The organism is Saccharopolyspora sp. 7B (assembly GCF_020177435.1).
In the GTDB taxonomy this organism is placed as follows: Bacteria; Actinomycetota; Actinomycetes; order Mycobacteriales; family Pseudonocardiaceae; genus Saccharopolyspora_C; species Saccharopolyspora_C gregorii.
This window is the reverse complement of record NZ_JAIUKC010000101.1, coordinates 1-10960: the sequence shown is the minus strand read 5'-3', so window position 1 is coordinate 10960 and position 10960 is coordinate 1. Positions and strand designations below refer to the sequence as shown.

At 71.6% G+C, this 10960-nt stretch carries 11 protein-coding genes; 3 read left to right on the top strand and 8 right to left on the bottom strand.

The window, feature by feature from the left end; genetic code table 11:
* Positions 1–535: 535 nt before the first annotated feature.
* From LCD33_RS16820 to rimO, 4 genes are all read right to left on the bottom strand, one after another.
* Entirely contained in the window at positions 536–1030 is a 495-nt protein-coding gene (locus tag LCD33_RS16820; protein WP_224961170.1) for a helix-turn-helix domain-containing protein, read from the bottom strand.
* Between the two features lie 190 nt (positions 1031–1220).
* Positions 1221–1685 (bottom strand): CinA family protein, encoded by a 465-nt coding sequence (locus LCD33_RS16815; RefSeq protein WP_224961168.1) that lies wholly within the window; start codon positions 1683–1685, stop codon positions 1221–1223.
* Complete coding sequence (gene pgsA / locus LCD33_RS16810; protein WP_224966780.1) at positions 1682–2299, bottom strand: CDP-diacylglycerol--glycerol-3-phosphate 3-phosphatidyltransferase; 618 nt, start codon at positions 2297–2299, stop codon at positions 1682–1684. Before pgsA ends, LCD33_RS16815 begins: the two co-directional genes overlap by 4 nt.
* The gene (gene rimO / locus LCD33_RS16805) at positions 2296–3735 is read right to left on the bottom strand and encodes a 30S ribosomal protein S12 methylthiotransferase RimO (RefSeq protein ID WP_224966779.1); all 1440 of its coding nucleotides are present in this window, start codon (positions 3733–3735) and stop codon (positions 2296–2298) included. Before rimO ends, pgsA begins: the two co-directional genes overlap by 4 nt.
* A 207-nt stretch (positions 3736–3942) precedes the next feature.
* Here rimO and LCD33_RS16800 point away from each other — a divergent pair, with 207 nt between their 5' ends.
* Complete coding sequence (locus LCD33_RS16800) at positions 3943–4476, top strand: amino-acid N-acetyltransferase (RefSeq protein ID WP_224961162.1); 534 nt, start codon at positions 3943–3945, stop codon at positions 4474–4476.
* Positions 4477–4482: 6 nt separating this feature from the next.
* Here LCD33_RS16800 and LCD33_RS16795 read toward each other — a convergent pair whose 3' ends face one another.
* The 3 genes from LCD33_RS16795 to LCD33_RS16785 form a co-directional block, all read right to left on the bottom strand.
* Positions 4483–4812 (bottom strand): RloB family protein, encoded by a 330-nt coding sequence (locus tag LCD33_RS16795; protein ID WP_224961160.1) that lies wholly within the window; start codon positions 4810–4812, stop codon positions 4483–4485.
* Entirely contained in the window at positions 4809–6122 is a 1314-nt protein-coding gene (locus tag LCD33_RS16790; protein WP_224961158.1) for an ATP/GTP-binding protein, read from the bottom strand. Before LCD33_RS16790 ends, LCD33_RS16795 begins: the two co-directional genes overlap by 4 nt.
* A 113-nt stretch (positions 6123–6235) precedes the next feature.
* A complete protein-coding gene (locus tag LCD33_RS16785; protein ID WP_224966778.1) occupies positions 6236–6964 on the bottom strand; it encodes an alpha/beta fold hydrolase in 729 nt (242 codons plus the stop codon).
* A 175-nt stretch (positions 6965–7139) separates the two neighbouring features.
* Here LCD33_RS16785 and LCD33_RS16780 point away from each other — a divergent pair, with 175 nt between their 5' ends.
* Together LCD33_RS16780 and LCD33_RS16775 are read left to right on the top strand one after the other, a co-directional pair.
* The gene (locus tag LCD33_RS16780; RefSeq protein WP_224966777.1) at positions 7140–7706 is read left to right on the top strand and encodes a phospholipase; all 567 of its coding nucleotides are present in this window, start codon (positions 7140–7142) and stop codon (positions 7704–7706) included.
* A 214-nt stretch (positions 7707–7920) separates the two neighbouring features.
* Entirely contained in the window at positions 7921–9135 is a 1215-nt protein-coding gene (locus LCD33_RS16775) for an alpha-hydroxy acid oxidase (RefSeq protein WP_224961152.1), read from the top strand.
* Between the two features lie 253 nt (positions 9136–9388).
* Here the strand turns inward: LCD33_RS16775 and LCD33_RS16770 are convergent, their stop codons facing one another.
* Entirely contained in the window at positions 9389–10720 is a 1332-nt protein-coding gene (locus LCD33_RS16770; protein WP_224961150.1) for a sialidase family protein, read from the bottom strand.
* Positions 10721–10960 lie beyond the last annotated feature (240 nt).

Here is a 10960-nt window from a genome sequence, read left to right as displayed (position 1 = left end):
GCCCCACATGGGCCACAACCACGCGGCCCCACACCGGGGCCCCCCGGGGGCCCCCCCCCCCCGCCGGGGCGGGGGGGGGGCGCCGCGCGGGGGGGGGGGGGGTGGGGGTTTATCTGCCCCCACACCGACGCCATCAGGTACTTCCAGAACTTCACGAACGGATTGGCCATCTCCTCCGCCTGCCTTCTCTCCTGCCGGTGCTGCCCGTGCGCGTGTCGCGACCGCGGACCTCGACCCGATGCCCGAGGTCCGGCGCGTGCCGGTTCCAGCCGTGTCGTGTCCCATTCTCATGGTGCCGCCGAACCCATCGTGTCAGGGCACGGTGTCCGGTTCCACCAGGATGCGAAGATCTCCGGGATTTTCCCCCGGTGACCCCCGAGCGGTCACGCCATGATCGAACCAGCACCGCCGACCGGGCCCGCGCCCGGGTCGCGGCCGCGGTTCCACGCGGTCCACCCGATCAACGCACGAGGGCGCGAGGAGGTTCCGCCGCGCGCGGGGCGGTGGGGTGCACCACCCCGCGCGACCACGGATGTCAGGCGGCGACGACCACGCCACCGGAACTGCGCACCGGTGCGCTGATCCGCTGGCTGAGCACCGGCTGCAGGCGGTGCTCCTCGGTGAGGTCCTCGCTGGAGAGCTGCGCCTCGACGCCCGCGGTTTCGGCGTCGGCGAAGTCGGCACCGGACAGCTCGGTGTCGGCGAGGTCGGCACCCATCAGGCTCGGCACCAGGCGGCCACCGTCGAAGTCGGCGGCGCCGCGCTGTTCGACCATCGCCGGGGTGAGCACGGTGCCCGACCCGTCGAGGTCACCCGCGACCGTGACGAGCAGTTCGGGCAGCGGCAGGTCCAATGCACCGCAGATCGAGGCCAGCAGTTCGCTCGAAGCCTCCTTGCGTCCCCGCTCCACTTCCGAGAGGTAGCCGAGGCTCACCCGGGCGGCGCGCGAGACATCTCGCAGCGTACGAGATTGAGCGGTCCGGGCGCGGCGCAGCCTTTCACCGACTGCTTCCCGCAACAACACGGTCATCGCGCGCCTCCCTCCTTCGTCGCTTACATCGTGCGCTACGCGTCAACGCCCCCTACGTTACTCATCGCAACGCCGTCGCGAGAGCGATCATCCGCCAATCCGCCGAGGGCGAACGTTCTCGGCGCCACCACGCGTGCGCGATTCGGCGACGATTCCGCAGCGCTGGGGCGCGCGGACACGTCCGGGACGTTCAACGCAGCACTGTCGTGAAGTGTTCCAACGCCACTCGAACGGCCGCCGCCCGCACTCCGGCGCGATCACCGGCGAGCTTGGTGGACAGCACGTTCGTCCCGTTCGGGCCGGCGAATCCGAGGTGCACGGTGCCGGGTTCCGCGCCGTCCTGCGGATCGGGTCCGGCGACTCCGGTGAGGCCGACACCCCAGGTCGCGGCGCAGCGCTCGCGGGCGCCGGTGGCCAGCTGTTCGGCGACGGCGGGCTGCACGGCACCGCCGCGGGCCAGCAGTTCCGCGTCCACTCCGGCGAGCCGTTCCTTGAGGTCGGTGGCGTAGACGATCAGCCCGCCGCGCACCACGTCGCTGGCGCCGGGCACGTCGGTGAGCGTGACCGCGAGCAGGCCCGCGGTGAGCGATTCGGCGGTGGCGACGGTCTCCCCGCGGTCGCGGAGGAGGCCGAGGAGTTCGGCGGCGGCGTTCACGAGCCCGCGCCCCCGGTGCGCCTGCCCATTGCGCGCAGCCGCCAGGCCCGCACCGCGTAGTCGAGCCCGGTCACGACCGTGACCAGCACCGCGGCGCCCATGATGACCCAGCGCAGCGGGTCGATCAGCTCACCCAGCGGCAGCAGGTAGGCGACGATCGCGATGGCCTGCAGCAGCGTCTTGAGCTTGCCGCCGCGGCTGGCCGGGATCACGCCGTGCCGGATCACCCAGAACCGCAGCAGTGTGACGAACAGCTCACGTGCGATGATCAACAGCGTGACCCACCACGGCAGGTCGCCGACGAGGCTGAGCCCGACCAGGGCGGCTCCGGTCAGCGCCTTGTCCGCGATCGGGTCGGCGATCTTGCCGAAGTCGGTGATGAGGCCGCGCCTGCGGGCGAGCTCGCCGTCGATGCGGTCGGTGATGGCGGCGACGAGGAACACCGCCAGCGCCACCCAGCGCCACAGCGGCTGGTGGCCGTCCTCCCGCAGCAGCGCCACCAGGAACACCGGGACCAGCAGCAGCCGGGACACGGTGAGCACGTTGGCGATGTTGAGCAGCGGCACCGGACGGGTGTCGGGCCCCGCTCCCGAAGCCGCGCCGTCGGCGCTCATGTCGTCCCCCCGGACGGTTGCCGTTCGGCATCGCCGGTCGGGCGGACCACGAGATCCACGCCTTCGCTGCCGACCACTTCGCAGCGGAGCACGTCGCCGACGACGACGTTCCCAGGATCGGCGACGAGGCATTCGCCGTCCACCTCGGGCCCCTGGTGCTCGGCGCGGCCCGCGCAGCCGTCCTCGTGATCGGCGCCGCGCTCGACCAGGACCCGCACCTGCTCGCCGATGCGGTCTTCGGCGCGCTGGTCGGTGAGCTCGTCGACGAGCGCGGACAGCTCGGTGACGCGTTCGGCGATGACGTCCTCGTCGAGCTTGCCGTCGAAGCCCTCGGCCTCGGTGCCGTCCTCGTCGGAGTAGCCGAACACGCCGACGGCGTCCAGCCGGGCCCTGGTGAGGAAGTCGCGCAGTTCCGCGTAGTCCTCCTCGGTCTCGCCGGGGAACCCGACGATCACGTTGCTGCGGATGCCCGCTTCGGGCGCGAGCTCCCGGATCTGCTCGATGAGCCCGAGGAAGGACTCGGTGGAGCCGAAGCGCCGCATCCGCCGCAGCACGGTCTCGCTGGCGTGCTGGAAGGACAGGTCGAAGTAGGGGGTGACGCCGGGCGTGGTGGCGATGGTGCGGACCAGCCCGGGACGGGTCTCGGCGGGCTGCAGGTAGGACACCCGCACCCGGTCGATGCCGTCGATCCCGGCGAGCCGCGGCAGCAGCGCCTCCAGGGCGCGCGGGTCGGCGAGGTCCTTGCCGTAGGAGGTGGAGTTCTCGCTGACCAGGAACAGCTCCCGCACGCCCTGGGTGGCCAGCCAGGCCGCCTCGCCGAGGATCTCGTCGGGCTTGCGGGACAGGAAGGAACCGCGGAAGGCGGGGATGGCGCAGAAGGTGCACCGCCGGTCGCAGCCGGAGGCGAGCTTGAGCGAGGCGACCGGCGCGTTGTCCAGCCTGCGCCTTTTCACCCGGGTGGAAGGCACCCAGCCGTGGCCCGGCACGGCGACCTCGGTGGCGGCGGCGGGCCGCGCGACCGGGGTGATCGGCAGCATGGTGCGGCGGTCCCGCGGCTGGTGCGAGGCGAGGGGCTTGCCCTCGATCACGTCGTCGAGCCGTTCGGCGAGCTGCCCGTAGTGGTCGAAGCCGAGCACGGCGTCGGCTTCCGGCATCTGCTCGGCGAGCTCCTGGCCGTAGCGCTCGGCCATGCAGCCGACGGCGACGACCTTCGCGCCGGTGTCGGAGGCGGCCAGCAGCGTGTCCACCGAGTCCTTCTTCGCGGATTCGACGAATCCGCAGGTGTTGACGACCACGACGTCCGCGGAGTCGGCGCCGTCGACGAGGTCCCACCCGTGCTCGTGCAGGGTTCCCGCGAGCTCTTCGGAATCGACTTCGTTGCGCGCGCAACCCAGAGTGACCATGGACACTCGGCGCGGTGTGGACCCTGCTGGCATGACCCGAGGTTAGCCGCCGGGTCCGGCGGCCCTGCGCCCGCGCCCGGCGAGCGGCCCGCAGGTCCGCTGAGCGCACCGGCGGGCGGCGGCCCGGGATCGGGTTCACGCCGGGTGATGACCTCGCCCCGCGGCGGGCCGGTGTGCGGTCGCGTTGCGTTCGTCGCGGAGCGTCGACCCGCGTGGCGCGGGAAAGGTAGCATTCCCGCCATGCATGACTATGCGACTGGGGCGATATCGATTCGGCGTGCTCGGGTCGACGACGTCCGGGGGATCAAGGCCCTGGTCGACTCGTACGCGGGCAAGGTACTGCTGGCCAAGGAACTCGTGACGCTCTACGAGCACGTCCAGGAGTTCTGGGTCGCCGAACTGGCCGGCGAGGCCGGGGCGCCCCGCCTGGTGGGCTGCGGGGCGCTGCACGTGCTGTGGGAGGACCTGGCCGAGATCCGCACCGTCGCCGTCGACCCGCTGGCCCGCGGCCGCGGCGTCGGCCACCAGGTCGTCGGCAGGCTCGTCGGCCTGGCGCGCGAGCTCGGGCTGGCCCGGGTCTTCGTGCTCACCTTCGAGACCTCGTTCTTCGGCCGCCACGGCTTCCGCCCGATCGACGGCGCCCCGGTCTCCCCCGACGTCTACGACGAGATGCGCCGCTCCGCCGACGAAGGCGTCGCCGAATTCCTCGACCTGCCCTACGTCAAGCCCAACACCCTCGGCAACACCCGGATGCTCCTCGAACTCCCCCGCTGACCCGGCTCAGCCGGGGCGCCCGTCCATCACGTCGACCAAGCGCCAGACCCCGCTGGACGGGTTCCGCTGGTGCTCGCACTCGTGCTCGCACCTGCGCTCCGCCCGCGCGCGGGCGTCCGCGAGGCCTTCCCGGTAGTCGTCGAAGGCGATCGACGCCTTCGCGTAGTGGCACACGTGGCGCTTGAGCCTGCGCGCGGCCGCCGCGTAGTCGAGCAACGCGCCGTCGTACTCCTCGAAGTGCAGGAGCAGCCAGTACTCGATGCACGGGTTGGACACGGCCAGCCTGATCTTCGCCTTGGGCCGACGACGACCGCCCCTGTTCTCCCGGCGGGTCACCGGTCGACCCCGAACGCCTCCGCGAATCGCTCGGCCGCCGTGAACGGGACCGCGCCGTAACTGCCGTGCAGGTAGCGCCGTTCGTGGTTCTCGCCCTTGCGCGGTTTGAAGTCGGACAGCGCGTAGAGCGAGCTCCGCCCGGCGCGGTCCTTCTCCACGAACCACACCGAATCACGTGGGAGGGACTCCTCGTCGAGCATCGTGCCGAGCAGGCTCGTGTCGTGGGTGGTGAGGATCAGCTGGGCCTGGCGTGTGTTGATCCGCTCGTCGCGGAACAGTCCGATCAGCCGGGAGGTGAGCAACGGGTGCAGGCTGGTGTCGATCTCGTCGACGACGAGGGCGGAGCCGTCGTGGAGCGCGGACAGGACTACCGGCAGCAGCCCGACCCACTGCTGCGTGCCTTGCGATTCGTCTCGGAGCTCGAACAGCTCGCCGCCGCCTTCCGCGTGCGCGAACTTGAGCAGCATCTCCACATCCAGGCCGCGAGCCTCCAGTTCGGCAATGCGGGCTTTCAAGCGGTCCGCTTCCTCGGATTCGCCCGCTTCCTCGGCCCGCTTCGCGCGCCCGAGGTACGAATCGATCAGGCTGCGATCTTCGCGTCGCTCCACCTGGACATCCGCGATACCGAGGTCCGCCGCTCGGATCAGGTTCAACACCTGCTCCCTCGACGCGTCGTCGCGCTCCAGGAATCCGGCGAGTCGTCGAGCTCCGAACATCGCCGGGCGGCCCGCCGCGGATCGCCGGAAGCGCAAGGTGCGCACGAACCACCGGTGAACCGGCTGGACCTCCTCGAACCGGGACTGCCCTGCCACGGAGAGCAGCAGGGCGTTCTCCCTGGTCATCTCCTCCAGCACCTCGCGCTTGACCTTCGCCGTCCGGACGGTCGAGCCGAACTTCACCTCGCGACCTTCGCGTTCGAAGAGCACCCGGCGCCGGTTCTCCGGATACGAGTAGAGCCACTCCTCGCGCACGGCGGAGTCGTCCAGGACGAACCCGTAGGTGTAGCGGACGGACTCGATGAGCAGCTCGACGACGAAGGTCGAAGGTTCTGCTCGTAGCGCGGGGTCGAGCCGGAACGGTCGCCTCGGCACACCATCGTCACCGTCCGCGTCCCAGTGGCCGAAGGAATCCACCACTGCCGACCGCATGAACCGCAGCCCGTCCAGCAGGTTGGACTTGCCCGAGGCGTTGGCCCCGTAGATCGCCGCCACCGGCAGGACTTCGCGCGTCCTGTCGTAGGCGGGCATCAGCAGCAACTCCTGCTCCTCCGCGAACGAGCGGTGGTTGCCGAGCCGGAAGCTCCGGAGCATGGGACACCTTCCGAGGTCGAGCTTCGAGCATTCTCGTGCAAGTTAACCGCAAAGAACAGCCCGGAGGTACCTCGACGGGCGTGTCCGCGCCGACACCATCGGGCGGACCCGGGTCAGAAGAGGTCGGCGACGGCTTCGGTGGTCCTGTCGGCGTTCTCCAGCCAGAACTCGTGGGTGAGTTCGGACAGGCGGCGGACGTCCCAGCCGTGGCGGGCCAGGTCGGCGGCGAGGTCGGCGGGCACGACCGCTTCGCCTTCGCCGGAGAGGACGACGGTGCTGGGGACCTCCGGCGCGGCGGCCGGGAACGGGTGGTGGGCGATGTCCCGGTACACCGCGCTGATCATGCTCCGGTCGAAGCCCCGCTTCGCCCGCGCGGTGAGCTCCCGGGTGCGCGGGGTGTGCGCGGCCTCCGCGCGGCGCCGCTGGTCGCGGCGGCCCAGCGCGCTGATCAGCAGGCCGACCAGCGGCGCCGCCCAGAACAGCCGCGCCCGGAGCCCGCTCGTCGGCAGCGCCAGCCGGAACCCGGGATCCAGGTACAGCGCGTGCTTCGGCGCGAGCCGGCCGATCGCGCGCGGCACGATCGCCCCGCCCAGCGAGTGGCAGGCCAGCACGTCCAGCCCGGTGGGCAACGTGTCGACCAGGTCCGCGGCGAAGTCGTCGACCAGGTAGGAGGAACCCCGCGGGCTGTCGCCGTGGCCGCGCAGGTCCACCGCGATCACCGTGTGCCCGCTCGCCGCCAGCGGCGCGGCGAAGTCCTCCCACAGCGCCCCGGACTGGCCGAGCCCGTGCACCAGGCCGACCTCGCGCGGGCCGTCGCCGAACACCGTCGTGCTGAGCCGCACCGGTCCCCCTCCGCTCGTGGTGATCACCAGCCTAGCCGCGCCGGCCGGGCTGCTCCGGCCGTCGCGACATCCCCGGTTCACCTGCTGAAAACCCGATCAGTCCCGCGCGCACCGCGTGCAACCGCTATAACACTGGGTGATCTGTGCAGGCCCCACCCTGACCCGAGGAGACCTCGTGTTCCGTTCCGCACGAATCCGCCGCGGCCTCGTCGCTTCCGCTGCCGCGGGCGCCGTGCTGCTGCTGTCCGCAGGTACCGCGCACGCGGACCTGTCCGACGGCGAGCTGCGGCAGATCACCGACCAGTACCTGTTCGAGACCTCGCTGGACGACTTCGTCGACCTGCGGTCCGAGCAGCCGCACGCCGACCAGCTGGACTGGTCCTCGGACAGCTGTTCCTACTCGCCGGACGAGCCGCTGGGCTTCGACTTCTCCACCAGCTGCGACCGGCACGACTTCGGCTACCGCAACTACAAGGCGCAGGGCCGGTTCACCGACGACGGCCGGCTGCGCGTCGACGACAACTTCAAGGCGGACATGTACTCGGTCTGCGCCGACGACGGGCTGTGCAAGGCGGCCGCGAACGTCTACTACGCGGCGGTGCGCCAGTTCGGCGGCGCGGGCACCTCCACCGCGGACGCGGTCGAGCAGGCCGAGATCACCCCGGTGCAGGCCGACTCCGGGCGCGTCATCGGCTTCGAGGCGAAGACGCGCAGCGGCGAGCGGGTGCTGTTCCAGGCCTGATCGGCGGGTGGCCCGGGGACTGGTCGGCAAGCTGATCGAGGTTCGATCGGCGGTGCTGATCGAGGTTCGATCGGCGGTGCTGATCGAGGCCCGGGCGAGGAGCGGGCGCGGTCACCAGGTGGCCCCCCCCGCTCGTCTTCGGCGGTGCCTCCGGGCGCTGCCGCCGGATAGGGTCGGCCACGTCGATCACGACGACGTGGAAGGACGGTGCCCGATGGTGCGGCGGCAGATCCCCCGCTGGTCCGAGCTGCGCCCGCTGCTGCGGGTGGAGCCGCCGAAGCTGAACCCCACCGAGCGGCGGCTGTCGAACGCGCACACCATCGCGGACCTGCGCGCCATCGCGCGCCGCCGCACCCCGCGCGCGGTCTTCGACTACACCGACGGCGCCGCCGAGAGCGAGACGAGCCTGCGGCGGGCCCGGCGCGCGTTCCACGACGTCGAGTTCCACCCCTCCGTGCTCCGCGACGTGTCCACGGTGGACACGAGCACGACGGTGCTGGGCGAGCACTCCGCGCTGCCGTTCTCGCTGGCCCCGACCGGTTTCACCCGGATGATGAACCACGAGGGCGAGCCCGCGGTGGCGCGGGTCGCCGAGCGCGCGGGCATCCCGTACGCCCTGTCGACGATGGGCACCACCTCCGTCGAGGACCTCGCCGCCGCCGCGCCGCGCGCCCGCAAGTGGTTCCAGCTGTACGTGTGGCGGGACCGCGCGGCCAGCCGCGACCTGGTGCAGCGCGCGCAGGCCGCCGGGTACGAGGCGCTGATGCTCACCGTGGACACCGCGGTGGCGGGCGCGCGGCTGCGGGACGTGCGCAACGGGTTGACGATCCCGCCGTCGCTGACGGTGAAGACGATCGCGGACGGGGCGCTGCACCCGGCGTGGTGGCTCAACCTGCTCACCACCGAACCGCTGTCGTTCGCCTCCTTCCACCGCTGGGAGGGCACCGTCGCCGAGCTGATCAACGAGATGTTCGACCCCTCGTTGAGCTTCGCGGACGTCGAGTGGCTGCGGGAGGCGTGGGACGGACCGCTGGTCATCAAGGGCCTGCAGAACGCGGCCGACGCGGCGAAGGTCGTGGAGCTGGGCGCGGACGCGGTGGTGCTGTCCAACCACGGCGGCCGCCAGCTGGACCGGGCGCCGACGATGCTGGAGCTGCTGCCGCGGGTGCGGGAGGCCGTCGGGGACCGCGCGGAGATCCTGCTGGACACCGGGATCCTCAGCGGCGCGGACGTGGTCGCCGCGGTGGCGCGCGGCGCGGACTCCTGCCTGGTGGGGCGGGCCTACCTGTACGGCTTGATGGCCGGCGGGGAGCGCGGCGCGCAGCGCGCGGTGGACATCCTGCGCACCGAGGTGGAGCGCACGATGCGGCTGCTCGGCGTCACCTCGCTGGCCGAGCTGACCGAGTCCCACGCGACGCTGCGCACCTGATCGCAGCAGTGTTCCGGGTGGACGCGCCGCCCCTCGCCCCTGCGCTGCGGGAGTGTCGTTCTCCTGTCAGCGGCGAAGCCGCTGAACAGCGACCACCAAAGCAGCCGGACCACCCGCGGGTTCTCAGCGGTTCCCTCGCGAGGACAGCGTTTTCGCCTGTGGCGGAGCCACCGGTGAAAACGATCCCGCAGCGGGGGAACCGCTGAGGTTCCGCCACGCGCGCACCACGCAACAGGCGCGGATACCGGAGAACTCAGCGCCCGGGGCGCGGGTCGAGCGGGGTGCGGCCGGTGTCCGCGGTCGCCGCGTCGCCGTCGCCGTCGATGGGGCCGGTGCCGAAGAACGCCTCGCACGGCCCGCCGATGTACTTCTCGAAGTCCGTGACGACGTGGATCAGCGACTTCCCATCCTCGGTGGGGAGGACGGACGGGCTGAACCCGCGGCAGGTGCTGCCCTGGTTGTGGTCGATGTGCACCGGGGCGTCGATCTCGCGCCAGCCGGTGGACAGGTCGGACGGGTGGTCGTTGACCATCAGGGTGCGGCCGTTGCCGGGCGCCCAGCCGCCTTCGTCCCCGCCGAGCATCTGGTAGGCGAGGACGAGCCTGCCGTTCGGGTCGTCGCCCGGCGCCCAGGTGATCGTCGGCGTGCCGAGCGGCTGCCCACCCGTGTCCGAGACGATCTCGGTGCCGGGGTCGTAGGGGTCGCCCCAGTCCCAGCCGTCCGGCGAGGTCCGCATCCACACCGTGCAGGTGTGCACCGGGTCGAAGTTGCACATCTCGTAGGTCATCACGTACGTGCCGTCCGGCAATTGCCGAACGCCCGCCATGCCCGGCCGGACCCGGAATTCGTCCTGCTTGATCGCATCGCGTTCATCGGTCCAGGTGATGCCGTCCTTCGACCGGACCTGCACCATTTTCTGATCGTGCGCCGGGTCCATGTCGTCCGAGTAGAAGGCGACCAGATCGCCTTCCGCGGAGACGGTGAACTCCGGTTCCCAGATTCCCGGACCCGGCGGTTTCGCCACGACGTCGGACATGAAGGTCCAGTTCCGGCCGTGGTCGTCGCTGCGCCACAGCCGGACGCTGCTGGTGCGGTTCTCCTCGTCGTCGCCGACGCCCGCGGTGCCCGCCCACAGCAGGGTTCCCGCGGGCATGTCCCCGACCTGGCGGGGCAGCTCGTAGAGGGTCGAGCAGCACATGCCCTTGGCGTTCTCGCCCGCCGGGTCGCGGATCTCGCCGACGGGCTGGAAGGACTTCCCGTCATCGGTGCTCTCGTAGATCACCGCACGTCCGGCGTTGTCCACGTAGGTCGTCATGCTGGCCAGGACGCGGCCGTTCGCCAAGCCGCCGTTCTCCAGCCGGACCAGCCGCGGGTAGCTGCTGCCGCCCTGCCGGAACATCTCGCCCTTCGAGACGTCCATCGGCACCGGGTCGGTGGCCGGCGGGTCTGCCCAGGCGTTCGCCTGGTACCAGCCGGCGAGCAGCAGCACCGACAGCGCGGTGGCGGCACCGGCTCGTGCTTTCTTGCCGTTCATCGCGAACCCTTCGATCGAGGAGCGGCGCAGAACATATCCGACGGTGATCACGACGTGAACCCCGTTGGCACATTTCCACCACTCCCCTGAACGGCGGTGTCGTGCCGGTGAAAAGCACACGTCGGGACCATTTCGGAGAGGAAGATCACCGCTGGAACGACGACGGCCCCCCCCGGGGTGGGGGGGGGCGGGGGGGCCCCCGCCGGGGGGCGGGGGGGGGCGGCCCCCAAGGCGGGAAGCGGCGGTTTGGGGGGGGGGGGGGGGGGCCGCCCCCCGCGCGCCCGGGGCCCG